This window comes from Thiomonas sp. OC7, from assembly GCF_900634595.1.
Classification (GTDB): Bacteria; Pseudomonadota; Gammaproteobacteria; order Burkholderiales; family Burkholderiaceae_C; genus Thiomonas; species Thiomonas arsenitoxydans.
In genome coordinates this window covers 156,529-170,837 of record NZ_LR131953.1, presented here as the reverse complement: position 1 = coordinate 170,837, position 14,309 = coordinate 156,529, and the positions used below count along the sequence as shown (strand labels likewise).

The following is a 14,309-nucleotide window of genomic DNA, read 5'->3' as shown; positions in this document are numbered from 1 at the left end:
GCGCGTCTTGAAAGCAGTCAAACCCATCTATCGGTCTGTGATCGTCGGATTGATGTTCGCAGCAACGTCTGGCGCCGCTTCGGCCGACGAAAATCTTCTGGGCTACACCGCGGGGGCGGAAACGCTGCCTGCAGGAACTTCAGAGGCCTATTTCTGGATCACGGATCACAGCGGCAAACGGCGCGGTAGCTATTCAGCACAGTATCTGCGCGCCGAATACGAATATGGCATCACCAACAGCCTGAGTGGTGCGATCTACCTCAACGGCTATCGTCACAGCTACAACTGCGGCACGATAGGCTGCGCCGGGCCGGTAGCGGACGGAGAAATCACCGGCAGTCTCCACCGGACGCAGTTCAGCGGGTTCTCGCTGGAACTGAAAAAAATGCTGCTCTCTCCCTATAAGGATGATTTGGGCGTTGCGCTGTATGGCGAAGTGACCTACGACAGTGTTGACCCGATTACCGGCGAAAAGGGGCAGGGCTATGAGGTGGAGACCAAGCTCATTCTGCAGCGGCCCTATCTCGACGGCCAGTTGCAGTGGATCACCAATCTGGAGCTGGAAGCCGAGTCGTGGCGGCCCAGCGCTGGTGGCGGCACGGAGTATGCGGTGGCCCCGCGGCTGCGAACGGGCCTGTCGTATCGCTTTGCACCGAACTGGTTCATCGGCGCCGAAGGCTGGGTCGATGCCGAGATTCTCAAACCCGCGAATCAGTCCTGGGAATTCGATCACTGGGATTTTTTCGCTGGCCCGTCCATTCATTACGGCGGCAAGGCCTGGTGGGCCACGCTGACCTGGGCCCAGCAGATCGGCGGCTCCAACGAGTCGGACAACAACACCACGGGTGTGCATCTTGCCGATCATGAGCGGCGTGAAATCCGGCTCAAGGTTGGCTACAACTTCTGAGGCCTGAATCATTTTTTGAAAGGAACAGGCATGCAAGGATGGCACCCCTATTTATTGATGCCTTTGGCCGCGTTGGTCGCTGCGCCGGTCGGCGCTACCGAATATCTGACAGTTGAGCAGGCACAGAAATCGCTGTTCCCCGAGGCCGATCGATTCATCGCGGCGCCGGTGCAGTTGAGTGCGGAGCAAAAATCCGCGATCGAGGCGCGCTCCGGCTTGAAGCAGCGCTGGGACAAGCAGGAGGTCTGGCGAGCAGAGCGAGCGGGCAAGTTGCTCGGCTGGTTCATCGTCGATGATGTGGTGGGCAAGCATGAATTCATTCACTACGCGGCCGCGCTCTTGCCACAGGGGCGTGTGCGCGGGATCGAGGTCATGATCTACCGCGAGACCCACGGCGATCAGATCCGCCAGTCCAGTTGGCGAAAGACGCTGGAAGGCAAAACGCTGGCCGACCCGTTCAAGCTCGACAAGGACGTGCCCAATATCAGCGGTGCCACGCTGTCTTGCCGCAATGTGATGAACGGAGTCAAACGCCTTCTGGTGTTGCAACAAGTTGCGTTGCAGGCGGGCACATGAAAGACGAATCCATCACCGTGCGCAGGCTTCGGCCCTTGCTGAGAACCTGGGTGGAGATTCAGGCCACTGGGCGACCGGCTCGAGTGGAGCGGGCCGTGAAAAGCGCTTTTTTGCATATCGCCCGGGTGCAGCAACGCATGAGTTTTCATGCGCCGGGCAGCGTGCTGAGCCGCATCAATCTGCATGCGCACCATACGCCCCAGCCCGTCGATGCCTGGACCTGGGATGTGCTGCGCAAGGCGCGTGCCTTGTGGCTGGCCAGCGAAGGCCACTTCGACATTACCTTGGGCGCGCGCCTGGTCGAGCGTGGCGTACTGCCCGATCATGGCTTTGCCACGCTTGAAGCAGCCATCGGCAGCGATGCGCTGGTGATGTGGCCCGGACGGCGCGTAGGGCTGCGTCGCCCCGTACTGTTGACGCTCGATGGCATCGCCAAAGGCTATGCGGTGGATCTCGCCATCCAGAGTTTGCAGCGCGCAGGCATCGAGCAGGCCGTGGTGAACGCCGGCGGTGATTTGCGGGCTTTTGGCCCCCACGCCGTGCCTTTGGGGATACGCCTGGCCAACGGCGCCGTGTACCGATCAGGATCGCTGCGCAACATGGCTGTGGCCAGTTCGATGGTGGGGCATGCGCCATCAGCGCAGCAGAACTTTTCCGGCTGTGTCTTGCACCCCAGTGATGGCAACTGGGACCCGGCGGCGCCCCAGGTCTGGACGGTGCAAGCCGAGACTTGCTGGCGGGCCGACGCGCTGACCAAAGTGGCGGCGCTCTCGGCTCCGGCGCGGCGGCAAGCATTGGTCGCGCGCTTGGGAGGCCGCATTCTTCAGCCTGAAAGCGCCTCAACACAGGATGCAGCCGCTTGAAAACTTATCCGCGCCATTTCCTATCGGTCTTGTATCTGACCTTGTTCGCACTGTTGACGACGGGCTTGTTGCTGACGCCCGGCGCGCTGCAAATGCGCCTGGATTGGGACATGCCCTGGTCTTTGCCCAGCGGTTTGCGCACCTGGGTGGCTGCGGGCCATGCGCTGAGTTTTCTTTCGATACTCGGCCTCGTTGGCGCGGTGTGGGCCGTCCATATTCGGGCCGGATGGGTCAGGCGGGAGAATGTGCGCAGCGGTCAGCTTCTGTTGGCGGCCTTTGGCTTGCTTAGCCTTAGCGGGCTGGGTCTGTATTACGCCGGAGGTGAAAACCTTGCTGCTTGGAGCGCGGTGGCTCACTTGCTGGCCGGCGGCCTGCTGCCCTTATTGTTTGTAGCGCACCTATTGGGCGCCCGCGCAGCGGCGCGTCGAGCATGGCCGCGACACCGCAAAATGTTTCAGCCGATGGATCAATCTACCGTTGAGCCCGCCGCTCGCGCCAGCACGGCGCGCACCGCGCCCTGCGCATCGCAAACGGTTTCGACCCGGTCGTAAGCCGGATGCTTTTCCAGCAGTTGCATCATCGCCGGGCCTTGGCCGAGGCCGACTTCCATGCCCAGCCAGCCGCCGGGGCGCAGCAGAGGGGGGGCTTCGCGGATCAGCCGCATGAGAATGCGCACGCCGAACGGCCCGCCGTCGAAGGCGAGATGGGGTTCATGTCCGACGATTTCGTGCGGCATGGTGTCCATCTTGGCGGTGGAAATGTAGGGCGGCAACGAGACCACCAGGTCCACCTTGCCCTGAAACTCGGCGCCGAACGGCGCGAGCAGATCGCCGGTATGCAGACTGACGCGCTGGCCCAGATCGAGATTTTGGGTGTTGGCGCGGGCCAGGTCGATGGCGGTTTGGGAAATATCGGCGCCATGCACCTGCGCCTGGGGTACGGCGTGCGCAAGCGCCAAGGCGAGATTGCCCGAGCCGCAACACACATCGATCACGATAGGGGGCGTTGCCGTAGCCTCGGCCATCGACCCCAGTTTTTGTGCTGCGATCTGGCCGAGCAGTTCGCTTTCGGCGCGCGGAATGAGTGCTTCGGGCGAGGCCCGCAATTCGAGCCCCATGAAGCGCTGCCATCCGGTGAGATAGGCAATGGGCTCTCCAGCCACGCGGCGCTCGATCAGCCCGTCGAGCGCTTCGAGCTGCGCGGCGCTTAGCGCGACCAAGGGCGTTTCTGCCGCAGCGTGCAGAGACATCGGGCGTCCGGCGGCCAGCAGCCAGAGGGCACGCAGGGCGGAGGCGGGCGTCTCTTCCGGCTTGTCGGGCAGGATGTCGAGGGCCTGAGTGAGCCGAGCCAGGCGCTGTTCGAACACGGCCTGCGCATCCGGCCCAAGGGCTTGCAGATCGGGGGCGGTGTGTGCGGGCGGTGATGCGGCGTCGAGATTCAAGAAACACTCTCCTGAGAAGGATGAAAAACGGGCTCGATCAGCGCGGGCCGGGCGTGCAGGTAGCGGGTGGTGCGCCGTTTGGCGTCGATGTCGCTGAGCACGGCAGCCGCGCGTGCCTCTGGAATGGCCAGTGTCTTGGCCAGCTCCGCGGCGCTGTAGCCGTGATTGCGGGCCCAGAGGGCCAGGTCCATTTGATGCCAGGGCAGGGCGAAATAAAACTCGTCCTGGCCTTGCGGCAGGCTGTAGGTGTCGGTGGTCGGGGCGGCGTTGCACACGGCATCCGGCAGGCCGAGATGCCGCGCCAAGGCATAGACCTGAGTTTTGTAGAGGTGGGCGATAGGTTTGAGATCGGCGGAGCCATCGCCGTTTTTCACAAAAAAGCCCTGGTCGTATTCGAGCCGGTTGGGCGTGCCGATGACCGCATAGTTCAGACGGTCGGCGTGGAAATATTCGAGGGTTTTGCGCAGTCGCTGCTTGTGGTTGGTGGCGGCGACGATCTGCAGATATTCGCGCAGCGGCAGCCGTGCCTCATGCATTTGCCCGTCAGGCGCCTGGGCGATGATCTTGAAATGGTTGATGCCACCAGCCAGCCCGCCGGAGATGGCGAGCTTGATCTTCCATTGCGCGTCGTAGCCAGGCAGCACCGCGCGCACGGCCTCGTCGCGCCAGCGATAGCAGCCGATGGCCTCCAGCGCGGGGGCGATGTTTTCCACCGTGGATTCGATGCCGAGCTGCTGTGCGACCTGCCCGCCCAGACTGGCGCTGCTGTCCGACGAATCGCGCTCGGGCATGAGCAGGCCGAACACCCGCTGCGGCCCGAGGGCGCGCACCGCCAGAGCCGCGCACACCGAGCTGTCGACGCCGCCGGACAGGCCCAGCACCACGCCGCGCTTGTTGAAGCCGCGCAGGGTGTGGAGCAAAAAGTCGGCGATGCGGACGGTTTCAGCCTCGCAGTCGATGGCGAGCACATCGGAGGTCAGCGCAGGGCGGGCCATTTTTCAGGCCGCCTGCTTGCGTTGCACATAGGCGGCGATGGCGGCCACGCTGTCGAGGTTGTCGGGCACCATTTCGATGTCGGCCACCTGAATGCCCCAGTTCTCTTCGAGGAAGAGGATGAGTTCGAGCACGCCGGTGGAGTCGAGAATGTGCAGATCGAGCAGCGAGTCGGTGTCGCTATAGCTGGTGTCGCGCGCGCCGAGCAAAAAGTTGCTGTCGATGTAGTCGCGAATTTTTTTCTGAATGTCAGACATGGGAATGAAGCCTCGGTAAGAGCAAAGATGAGGAAGGACAGCAGAAGGGGCGGGCTCAGCGCAAGCCGGTTTTTTTGATTTTTCCCGTGTCGGTGCGCGGCAGTGCATCGACAAATTCAACGTATTTCGGCGCCATGAAGTTTTCGATGTGCGCCAGGCAGTGCTTGATCACTTCGCGCTCGGTGAGCGTGTAGCCCGGCTTGCAGACCACAAAGGCTTTGACCGCCTGGCCGAGCAGGGCGTCGTCCACGCCGATGACGGCGGCCTCAAACACGCCATCCAGCGAATGCAGCACGTTTTCGACTTCACGCGGGCTGACTTTTTCGCCCCGGCTTTTGATGATGTCGTCTCGCCTTGCCACGAAATACAGCCAGCCTTCTTCGTCGGTGCGGAACAGGTCGCCCGAATACAGCACCATTTCGCCGGGAATCGGCCCCGGACGCAGACGCTGCGCGGTTTGCTCGGGCTTGCGCCAGTAGCCACGCATCACATGGCTGCCGCGGATGACCAGCTCGCCGGTGTTGCCGTTGGGCAGGCGACGGCCTTCGTCGTCCGCCAGCCAGACTTCTTCATTGGGCATGCCGCGCCCGACGCTGCCGGGGCGCACATCGAGCTGTTCCGGCGGCAGGTAGGTCACCCGCTTGCACTCGGTCAGCCCGTACATGGAAAACAGCGTGGCCTGCGGGAACAGCGCGCGAATCTGCGCGATCTGGGTCTGCGGCAAGGCCGCCGCGGTGTTGGTGATCAACCGCAGCGCCGAGAGGTCGAACTCATGCAGCGCCTTGAGGTTGGTCAGCAGGGTGAACATGGTGGGCACGCCGGGGAATACCGTCACCCGCTCCTGCGCCATATTGGCCAGCACCTTGACCGGAAAGGTGAACGAGCGCTCCAGCAGCACGGTGGCGCCCAGGCTGAAGGCCATGAGAACCTGATACAGCCCATAGTCGAAGGCCAGAGGCAGGGCGCAGACGATGACGTCGTCCTGCCGCAGCCCGAGGTAGCCGCGCACCGAGCGCAGCGCGGTGAGCATGTTGAGATGCGTGAGCATCACCCCTTTGGCATCGCCGGTGGATCCCGAGGTGTAAATGATGGCGGCCAGATCCTGGTCGATCAGATCGGGTTGCGTAGGCGAGCAGGCCGCGCCGGGCAGGGCGGCAGGAAAGGCGCATTCGCGTGGATCGGGTGTGCCGACGTCCGGCTTGCCCTGCGCGTAGGCCGTGAGCATGTAGCAATGACGCACGCTGGGGTTCAGCGCCAGGGCCGCACGGCTGGTTTCGGCCAGTTCCTGCTGGCTGAACAGAGCGCAGGCTTCGGAATCGTTGAGGATATAAGCCAGCTTGTCAGCCTTGGTGAGGGTGTTGACCGGCATGAACACCGCACCGATCTTGAGCACGGCGTACATGGCCGCGATCATTTCCACGCAGTTGTCGAGAAACAGCGCCACCCGCTCACCGCGCTGCACCCCATGAGCTCGCAGTGCCGCGGCGATGCCCTCCACCTGGTCGGCCAATTCGCCATAGCGGGTCGTCACGCCTTCGCGCACGATGGCGCGATGTTCGGAAAACTCGGCGGCGGTGGTCTCGAAAGTGTGGTGAAGCAGCATGAGCGTCCATTAAAAACGAGGTAACTCAGCATAAGGGCGGAGTGTGCTGAAGCGTCACCCCGCAATCGCACGGAAAGCCCCAGAGTGTGATTTTTTTGGGGGGCTTGGTGGCGCGAAAGCGACGGCGCCCCGCTATGCTTGGATTTTCAATTCAGAGCACAAGCATGGGACTGGGGCTTTACATCATCGGCGACGAAATCCTGTCGGGAAAGCGGCAGGACAAACATTTCCCTCAGATCCTGGCTCTGCTCAAGGCGCGAGAGATGCGGCTGGATTGGGTGAGCTATCTGGGCGACGATCCCGCCCGGCTGACCGAGGCATTTGCCGCCAGTTTCCGGCGCGGCGATGTGGCGCTGAGCTGTGGCGGCATCGGTGCCACGCCAGACGATCACACCCGGCAGAGCGCCGCAGCCGCGCTGGGCCTGCCGCTGGAGTTACACCCCGAGGCCAAGGCGCTGATTCAGCAGCGGGTCATCGAAGCCGGGCTGGGCGATGTGGACAGCCCCGCCAACCAGCAGCGCTTGAACATGGGCATGTTTCCGCAGGGCAGCGCCATCATTCCCAACCCTTACAACCGCATTCCGGGCTTTTCCATCCGGCAGCACTACTTCGTCCCGGGCTTTCCGGTCATGGCGTGGCCGATGCTCGAATGGGCGCTGGATGGTCCGCTGGCGCATCTGCACGGCCAGGGTCATCAGGTTGAACGGGCCGTGATTGTGCGCCACGCAATGGAGTCCGACCTCACGCCCTTGATGGAAGACATCGAGCAGCGGTTTGCGGGCGTCAAGGTTTTCAGCCTCCCCAGCGTGGATCACCCGGTTTGGGGACGGCACATTGAACTCGGCGTGAAAGGCGACTCGGCGGCCGTAAGTGAGGCTTTCGACTATTTGCGAGCCCACCTCCCGGAAGGCAGTTGGGAAGATGCACCAAAATGAGCTGAATCGCACCGAAAAAGTGCATGAGAGTTTTCGGCACGTTTTTGGTGCGTTTTTCGCCGTCTGCAAACCCCGTCTCTTCTCCTGGTGGGAGGAGCTGGGTTTCAAACGATCTGGGCACGCTTTCTGCTAGATTCCCTGCACTGCGCGGAGCATTGCAGCAAACGATGTCAAGTGGCGTCTTCAGCACGGCCGATGACCACCCCCAACGCATTTCAACCTGACAGGAGATTTTCATGAGCAAAACAGTCGCCGACGTGATGGGCCTGGTGAAAGAGCACGATGTCAAATTCGTGGATTTCCGTTTCACCGACACCCGCGGCAAAGAGCAGCACGTCACGGTGCCTGTCTCGCATTTCGATGAAGGCAAGTTCTCCGATGGTCACGCCTTCGACGGCTCGTCCATCGCTGGCTGGAAGGGCATCGAAGCCTCGGACATGCTGCTCATGCCCGACCCGAACACCGCCAATATCGACCCGTTCTACGAAGAAACCACGCTGCTGCTGAGCTGCGATGTGCTCGAACCCGGTGACGGCAAACCCTACGACCGCGATCCGCGCTCCATCGCCAAAAAGGCCGAGGCTTATCTGAAAGCATCGGGCATCGGCGATACCGCCTATTTCGGTCCGGAACCCGAGTTTTTCATTTTCGACCAGGTCCGCTGGAATGTGGACATGTCGGGCTGCTTCGTCAAGATCGACTCCAACGAAGCCGCCTGGGCCACCGGCGACAAGATGGAAGGCGGCAATATGGGCCACCGCCCGTCGGTAAAGGGCGGCTATTTCCCGGTGCCCCCGGTGGACAGTCTGCAGGACATCCGCTCGGAAATGTGCCTGCTGCTCGAACAAATGGGCGTGCCGGTCGAAGTGCATCACCACGAAGTGGCCAACGCCGGCCAGTGCGAAATCGGCACCAAATTCTCCACCCTGGTGCAGCGTGCCGACTGGACGCAGATCATGAAATATGTGATCCAAAACGTCGCCCACGCCTACGGCAAGACCGCGACCTTCATGCCCAAGCCCATCGTCGGCGACAACGGCTCGGGCATGCATGTGCACCAGTCCATCTGGAAAGACGGCAAGAACCTGTTCGCGGGCAATGGCTACGCCGGTCTGAGCGACTTTGCGCTGTATTACATCGGCGGCATCATCAAACATGCCCGCGCGCTCAACGCCATCACCAACCCTGGCACCAATTCCTACAAGCGTCTGGTGCCCGGCTTCGAGGCCCCGGTGATGCTGGCTTACTCGGCGCGCAACCGTTCGGCTTCGATCCGCGTGCCGTTCGTGCAGAGCGACAAAGCCCGCCGCATCGAAGTGCGTTTCCCCGATCCGACCGCCAACCCTTATCTGGCCTTCTCCGCCATGATGATGGCCGGCCTGGACGGCGTGGAAAACAAGATCCACCCAGGCGAAGCCGCGAGCAAGAACCTATACGACCTGCCGCCGGAAGAAGAGGCCAAGATCCCGACCGTGTGCTCCAGCCTCGACCAGGCACTGGACTATCTGGACAAGGATCGCGCCTTCCTGACCAAGGGCGGCGTGTTCAGCGACGACTTCATCAGCGCCTACATCGAGCTGAAGATGGAAGAAGTCACCCGCTTCCGCATGACCACGCACCCGGTCGAGTTCGATATGTACTACTCGCTGTAAGGTGGGAGGGTTTTCAAATGCGGCCTTCGGGCCGCTTTTTTTTTCGCAATTCCGCCACGTCCTGTCGGCCGGGTGTGCGGCACGCGCGTTGCCAGACTTACACTGACCGCTGATTTTTTGAATGCGCGCCATCATGACCTTGTTTGCCCAATTGACCTCCCGATTGACTTCCCGATCAAGCGTTCGTTACGCCGCGTTTGCTTTGTTCGCGTCCCTGGCGGGCGCCTCTGCCGCTGTGGCGCAGACCGACCCGCAGCGCGTTTACCGCTGCCCGGACAACTCCTACACCAACGATCTTTCCGAGGTGAAGGCGAAGAACTGCAAGCTGATCGACAACGCCAATGTGAGCATCCTCTCCAGTCCGGGCATGACGCCCAAGGTCATCGGATCGGGCAGCAAACCCAGCGCGCAAAATGCAGAGCCGAGCGGCAACCAGGCCGCGCGGGTTGCGCCCTCCACGCAAAAAGAGCGCGATCTCGAGGCGCGGCGCATTCTGGAGCAGGAATTGCAGCAACAGCAGGCGCGGCTCGAGCAGCAACTCAAGGCCTACAACAACGGCCAGCCCGATTACCTGCCCAGCGAACGGCTGGTGGGCGGCGGGGTCAAGGGCGGCGAATACGCCCAGCGCGTGGCGCAGATGAAAGACCAGATCGCCATGACGCAGGCCAATATTGCCGCCTTGCAACGCGAGTTGCAAAAGTATCCGCAATGAACGTCGCAGCGGTCGGCCAGCCGGGCGCGACCGAGTATCCCGGCCTGGAGTGGCTGGCCTCGATGGCCGCCCTGGTGGATGCCGAAGGCGCGATTGAATACGCCAATCCGGCGCTGGAAAATGGGCTGGGCGTCTCTCGCCGTCTTTTGAACGGGCAAAACCTGAGCCACTGGATGGACTGCCCCGCCCTCTGGCAGGAGTCTTTGCTCCAGGTGCGCAGCAACGAATTCAGCAGCAAGCGCTTCGACTGCATGATGCGGCTGCGCGACTTGCGCGAGGCGGTGCAAGTGCAGCTGATCGTGGCGCGCACCGATCATCCTCAGGGCCTGCTGCTCGCCGAGGTGGTGGAGATCAGCCAGCAGTCTCGGCTGGAGCGCGAGGAGCAGTGGCACAACCAGGCGCAGGCCAACAAGGAGCTGATTCGCAATCTGGCGCACGAGATCAAAAACCCGCTGGGCGGCCTACGCGGTGCAGCGCAGTTGCTGCACGCCGAGCTGCCGTCTGCGGAATTGCAGGAGTACACCCAGGTCATCATCGCCGAGGCCGACCGGCTGCAAACCCTGGTGGACCGCCTGCTGGCGCCGCATCGCAAGCCGCATGTGGTGGGCGATGTGAACATCCACGAAGTGTGTGAGCATGTGCGCACCCTGCTGCAGGCCGAGTTTCCGCAAGGGCTGACCATCGAGCAGGACTACGACGCCAGCCTGCCCGAATTCCGCGGCGACAAGGAACAGCTCATCCAGGCGGTGCTCAACATCGCCCACAACGCGGCGCAGGCCTTGCAACAGCGTATCGTGCAGGGCGATGCGCACATCGTGTTCCGTACCCGGGTGGCGCGGCAGATGACGGTGGCCCGTCAGCGCTACAAGCTGGCACTGGTCTTGCATATCGTGGACAACGGCCCCGGGGTGCCAGCGGAACTGAAAGATCGCATCTTTTTTCCGCTGATCTCGGGCCGAGAAGGAGGGAGTGGACTGGGGCTCACCCTGGCCCAGACCTTCGTCCAGCAACATCAGGGAACCATCGAATGCGACAGCCAGCCCGGCCACACAGAATTCCGCATCACCCTTCCTCTGCCTTGAAGGCAGGGTTTTCGTCGCAAGGGAGCGCGCGATGAAACCGATCTGGGTGGTTGACGACGACGCCTCGATCCGCTTCGTGCTGGAAAAGGCGCTGCAGAAGTCGGGCATGGAAGTGCGCAGTTTTTCCAATCCGCGCGACGTGCTCAGCGCCTTTGCCGAAGGCTGCCCGCAAGTACTTATCAGCGACATCCGCATGCCCGGCGGCAACGGTATCGACTTGCTGCAACAAATCCGCCAATCGCATCCAGGCCTGCCCGTCATCATCATGACGGCCTACTCCGATCTCGATAGCGCGGTGGCCTCGCTGCAGGGCGGCGCGTTCGACTATCTGAGCAAGCCCTTCGATGTGGACAAAGCGGTCGAACTGATTCAGCGGGCCGTCGATGAAAGCCTGCGCGAAGAGCAGGCCGATGAAGCGCACAACGAAGCTCCCGAGCTGCTCGGTCAGGCCCCGGCCATGCAGGATGTGTTCCGCGCCATCGGCCGCCTGGCGCATTCGCAGGTGACCGTGCTGATCACGGGAGAGTCAGGTTCGGGCAAGGAGCTCGTCGCCCGCGCTCTGCACAAGCACAGCCCGCGCTCGGGCGGGCCGTTTGTCGCCATCAACACCGCGGCTATTCCGAAGGATCTGCTGGAAAGCGAGCTGTTCGGCCACGAGCGCGGCGCCTTCACCGGCGCGCAGACCCTGCGGCGCGGCCGCTTCGAGCAGGCAGAAGGCGGCACGTTATTCCTCGACGAAATCGGCGACATGCCGCTTGAACTGCAGACCCGCCTGCTGCGCGTGCTATCCGATGGACACTATTACCGAGTGGGCGGGCACAGCGCGATCAAGTCGCATGTGCGGGTCATTGCCGCCACGCACCAGAACCTCGAACAACGTGTGGCCCAAGGCCAGTTCCGCGAGGATCTGTTTCACCGCCTCAACGTCATTCGCCTGCGCCTTCCAGCCCTGCGCGAGCGCAGCGAAGACATTGCTCCGCTCACTAAACATTTCCTGCAGCGCAGCGCGCAGGAGCTCGGCGTCGAGGCCAAGCGCATCTCCGCCGAGGCCCTGCGCGTGCTGCAGCAGTTCCCCTTTCCCGGCAATGTGCGGCAGTTGGAGAACCTGTGTCAGTGGCTGACCGTCATGGCGCCGGCGCAGACCATTCAGGTCAAAGACCTGCCAGACGATGTAAAAACGGAAGTTCGCTCTGAGCAAGCGCCGATGCCTGCTGTGGCGGCAGCAGCGTCGGCCGATATCCCTTTTATTGCGGCTTCAAACCCCGATTCAACGCCGATTCAGCCGTCGAACGAGGACTGGGAGCACCGCGTCGAACAGGTGGCCCAGGGCTTGATCCGCAGGGGCGAGCCTGATGTCATGCACCATCTGACCCAGCGATTCGAACGCGCGGTGATCGCCGCCGCGCTGGCGCAAACCCACGGTCGGCGCATCGAAGCGGCGCAAAAACTCGGCATCGGTCGCAACACGATCACCCGAAAAATTCAGGAACTGGGGATGGAAGAATGAGCTGGGTCACACGACGGCAATCACCGGCGCGTGATCGCTGGGGCGCTCGTTCTTGCGCGGTGCCTTGTCGATGACGCAGCTCTGCAGCGAACCGCGCAAGCCCTCGCTCACCAGAATGTGGTCGATGCGCAGGCCCTGATTTTTGCGGAAGGCCAGATTGCGGTAATCCCACCAGCTCCAGCTCTTGGGCGGCTGGTCAAAGGCGCGGAAGGCGTCGATCAGTCCGAGCCCGAGCAGCGCCTTGAAATGCCCGCGCTCTTCGGGCGTGCAGTGAATCTGCCCGGCCCAGGCGACCGGATCGAACACATCACGATCTTCCGGGGCAATGTTGAAGTCGCCCATCAGCGCCACTTTGGCATGGCGCTGTAGTTCTGTAGCGACCCATGCCTGCAGCGCATCGAGCCAGCGCATTTTGTAGGCGAACTTGTCGCTATCCGGCGCTTGCCCATTGGGAAAATAGGCGCCGATCACCCGCAGATCGCCAAACGTCGCGGCGATCACGCGCGCCTGCGCATCCTCGAAGCCGGGAATGCCGCGCTGCACCTCCGCCGCTTCGCGGCGACTGAGCAGGGCCACGCCGTTGTAGGTCGGCTGACCGAGGCACACGCTGTGATAACCCGCGTTCAGCAGCTCGGCATGCGGAAACCGATCATCGGTCAGCTTGGTTTCCTGCAGCGCCAGCACGTCGGGCGACTGGGCCTGCAGCCAGTCGAGCACCTGCGGCAGGCGCACGGAGAGGGAGTTCACATTCCAGGTGGCAATTTTCATGGTCGTCGCTTTTTCAAACGTCCTATTCTGCCTGCGACGCACCAGCGGAAAACTTGCATCTGGATACATTCGCTTTATTTGAGATGTTATAAAGTAACTCCTGTTTTGTCCTCAGAGATTTCCCATGAAAGCCCGATCCTTCCTGCTTTACCTCGCTCTTTTGTCGCCGCTCTCGCTGCTGTTCGCCAGCGGGGCGCAGGCGGCGCCGATTTCCATCGTGGCGGCAGAAAGTACCTATGGCGTCATTGCGCAGGCCATCGGCGGCGATGCGGTGAAGGTGGACAGCATCATCAGCAATCCGAACGTCGATCCGCACAGCTTCGAGGCGACGCCGGCCGTAGCGCGCAAGGTGGCGAAGGCGCAGATCGCCATTCTCAACGGCATCGGCTACGACGAGTGGATGAGCAAAATGCTGGCGGCCAATCCCGCCCCGCAGCGGCAGGTGATCGTGGCCGCCGAACTCGACCCTGCGCTGATCATGGCCGATCGCAATCCCCATGTGTTCTACGATCCGCTGATGGCGCTTAAGGTGGCGGAAAAACTCACGCAACTGCTGCAGCGAGCCGATCCGGCGCATCGCCAAGTCTTTGCCGCGAATCTGCAGGGTTTCAAGGCGCAGCTGAGTCGGCTGAACGAGGCGCAGGCCGCGCTGAAAAAGCAATATCCGCAGCTCAAAGTCACGGCCACCGAGCCGGTGGTCGGTTATCTGCTGCGGCAACTGGGCTGGACCAGTCTGGGCGAGAAATTTCAATTCGACGTGATGAACGACACCGAGCCCTCTCCCGCCGGAGTGGCGCGCTACGAAGACCATCTGCGCCAGCACAAAGTGGCGCTGCTGTTCTACAACCGCCAGGTGACCGATCCGCTGACGGATCGCCTGCGCAGGGTCGCGCTGGATTCCGGGGTGCCCGTGGTGGGGGTGGATGAATTCGTGCCGCCCAAGACCAGCTATGTGCAGTGGCAACTGCAAACCCTCGCCGCGATCGAGCGTGCGCTGGGCAAATCGCATTGAC

14 protein-coding genes are annotated in these 14,309 nt (G+C 62.4%); 9 read left to right on the top strand and 5 right to left on the bottom strand.

Features of this window, described 5'->3' with window-relative positions:
• The first annotated feature begins 7 nt into the window (after positions 1-7).
• The 3 genes from BIO17B3_RS00870 to BIO17B3_RS00860 are packed head-to-tail and all read left to right on the top strand — an operon-like array spanning position 8 to position 2,346.
• On the top strand, positions 8-907 hold the full coding sequence (locus tag BIO17B3_RS00870) for a DUF6662 family protein (RefSeq protein ID WP_156052626.1): 900 nt from the start codon (positions 8-10) through the stop codon (positions 905-907).
• 30 nt (positions 908-937) lie between these two features.
• On the top strand, positions 938-1,483 hold the full coding sequence (locus BIO17B3_RS00865; protein WP_156052625.1) for an FMN-binding protein: 546 nt from the start codon (positions 938-940) through the stop codon (positions 1,481-1,483).
• Positions 1,480-2,346 carry an FAD:protein FMN transferase gene (locus BIO17B3_RS00860; protein WP_156052624.1) on the top strand — a complete coding sequence of 289 codons (867 nt, stop codon included), beginning with the start codon at positions 1,480-1,482 and terminating at the stop codon, positions 2,344-2,346. The genes BIO17B3_RS00865 and BIO17B3_RS00860 overlap by 4 nt, the downstream gene beginning before the upstream one ends.
• A 466-nt stretch (positions 2,347-2,812) precedes the next feature.
• Here BIO17B3_RS00860 and prmC read toward each other — a convergent pair whose 3' ends face one another.
• The 4 genes from prmC to BIO17B3_RS00840 are packed head-to-tail and all read right to left on the bottom strand — an operon-like array spanning position 2,813 to position 6,640.
• On the bottom strand, positions 2,813-3,787 hold the full coding sequence (gene prmC / locus BIO17B3_RS00855; protein WP_156052623.1) for a peptide chain release factor N(5)-glutamine methyltransferase: 975 nt from the start codon (positions 3,785-3,787) through the stop codon (positions 2,813-2,815).
• The gene (gene nadE, locus BIO17B3_RS00850) at positions 3,784-4,782 is read right to left on the bottom strand and encodes an NAD(+) synthase (RefSeq protein ID WP_156052622.1); all 999 of its coding nucleotides are present in this window, start codon (positions 4,780-4,782) and stop codon (positions 3,784-3,786) included. Before nadE ends, prmC begins: the two co-directional genes overlap by 4 nt.
• Before the next feature lie 3 nt (positions 4,783-4,785).
• Positions 4,786-5,037, bottom strand: coding sequence for an acyl carrier protein (locus BIO17B3_RS00845; protein WP_013123069.1), 252 nt, complete (start codon positions 5,035-5,037; stop codon positions 4,786-4,788).
• A 55-nt stretch (positions 5,038-5,092) separates the two neighbouring features.
• Positions 5,093-6,640, bottom strand: coding sequence for a class I adenylate-forming enzyme family protein (locus BIO17B3_RS00840; RefSeq protein ID WP_156052621.1), 1,548 nt, complete (start codon positions 6,638-6,640; stop codon positions 5,093-5,095).
• A gap of 164 nt (positions 6,641-6,804) precedes the next feature.
• On the opposite strand from BIO17B3_RS00840, the gene BIO17B3_RS00835 reads away from it, so the two are divergent.
• The 5 genes from BIO17B3_RS00835 (at position 6,805) to ntrC (ending at position 12,528) form a co-directional block, all read left to right on the top strand.
• Complete coding sequence (locus BIO17B3_RS00835; RefSeq protein ID WP_013123071.1) at positions 6,805-7,575, top strand: molybdopterin-binding protein; 771 nt, start codon at positions 6,805-6,807, stop codon at positions 7,573-7,575.
• Between the two features lie 236 nt (positions 7,576-7,811).
• On the top strand, positions 7,812-9,227 hold the full coding sequence (gene glnA / locus BIO17B3_RS00830; protein ID WP_013123072.1) for a type I glutamate--ammonia ligase: 1,416 nt from the start codon (positions 7,812-7,814) through the stop codon (positions 9,225-9,227).
• A 133-nt stretch (positions 9,228-9,360) separates the two neighbouring features.
• Positions 9,361-9,939 (top strand): hypothetical protein, encoded by a 579-nt coding sequence (locus tag BIO17B3_RS00825; RefSeq protein WP_232054141.1) that lies wholly within the window; start codon positions 9,361-9,363, stop codon positions 9,937-9,939.
• Entirely contained in the window at positions 9,936-11,021 is a 1,086-nt protein-coding gene (gene glnL, locus BIO17B3_RS00820; protein WP_156052619.1) for a nitrogen regulation protein NR(II), read from the top strand. Before BIO17B3_RS00825 ends, glnL begins: the two co-directional genes overlap by 4 nt.
• Before the next feature lie 31 nt (positions 11,022-11,052).
• On the top strand, positions 11,053-12,528 hold the full coding sequence (ntrC, locus tag BIO17B3_RS00815; RefSeq protein WP_156052618.1) for a nitrogen regulation protein NR(I): 1,476 nt from the start codon (positions 11,053-11,055) through the stop codon (positions 12,526-12,528).
• A 6-nt stretch (positions 12,529-12,534) separates the two neighbouring features.
• Here the strand turns inward: ntrC and xth are convergent, their stop codons facing one another.
• Positions 12,535-13,296: an exodeoxyribonuclease III gene (gene xth / locus BIO17B3_RS00810; RefSeq protein WP_156052617.1), complete on the bottom strand. Its 762-nt coding sequence runs from the start codon at positions 13,294-13,296 to the stop codon at positions 12,535-12,537.
• Positions 13,297-13,420: 124 nt separating this feature from the next.
• On the opposite strand from xth, the gene BIO17B3_RS00805 reads away from it, so the two are divergent.
• A complete protein-coding gene (locus tag BIO17B3_RS00805) occupies positions 13,421-14,308 on the top strand; it encodes a metal ABC transporter solute-binding protein, Zn/Mn family (RefSeq protein ID WP_156052616.1) in 888 nt (295 codons plus the stop codon).
• Position 14,309: the final 1 nt, after the last annotated feature.

What these genes read in the sequence shown, in the direction of transcription:
- BIO17B3_RS00865 (WP_156052625.1), top strand. Translation starts at nt 938, where the DNA reads ATGCAAGGATGGCACCCCTATTTATTGATGCCTTTGGCCGCGTTGGTC.
- BIO17B3_RS00860 (WP_156052624.1), top strand. Translation starts at nt 1,480, where the DNA reads ATGAAAGACGAATCCATCACCGTGCGCAGGCTTCGGCCCTTGCTGAGA.
- nadE (WP_156052622.1), bottom strand. Translation starts at nt 4,782, where the DNA reads ATGGCCCGCCCTGCGCTGACCTCCGATGTGCTCGCCATCGACTGCGAG.
- BIO17B3_RS00845 (WP_013123069.1), bottom strand. Translation starts at nt 5,037, where the DNA reads ATGTCTGACATTCAGAAAAAAATTCGCGACTACATCGACAGCAACTTT.
- BIO17B3_RS00840 (WP_156052621.1), bottom strand. Translation starts at nt 6,640, where the DNA reads ATGCTGCTTCACCACACTTTCGAGACCACCGCCGCCGAGTTTTCCGAA.
- BIO17B3_RS00835 (WP_013123071.1), top strand. Translation starts at nt 6,805, where the DNA reads ATGGGACTGGGGCTTTACATCATCGGCGACGAAATCCTGTCGGGAAAG.
- glnA (WP_013123072.1), top strand. Translation starts at nt 7,812, where the DNA reads ATGAGCAAAACAGTCGCCGACGTGATGGGCCTGGTGAAAGAGCACGAT.
- BIO17B3_RS00825 (WP_232054141.1), top strand. Translation starts at nt 9,361, where the DNA reads ATGACCTTGTTTGCCCAATTGACCTCCCGATTGACTTCCCGATCAAGC.
- glnL (WP_156052619.1), top strand. Translation starts at nt 9,936, where the DNA reads ATGAACGTCGCAGCGGTCGGCCAGCCGGGCGCGACCGAGTATCCCGGC.
- ntrC (WP_156052618.1), top strand. Translation starts at nt 11,053, where the DNA reads ATGAAACCGATCTGGGTGGTTGACGACGACGCCTCGATCCGCTTCGTG.
- xth (WP_156052617.1), bottom strand. Translation starts at nt 13,296, where the DNA reads ATGAAAATTGCCACCTGGAATGTGAACTCCCTCTCCGTGCGCCTGCCG.
- BIO17B3_RS00805 (WP_156052616.1), top strand. Translation starts at nt 13,421, where the DNA reads ATGAAAGCCCGATCCTTCCTGCTTTACCTCGCTCTTTTGTCGCCGCTC.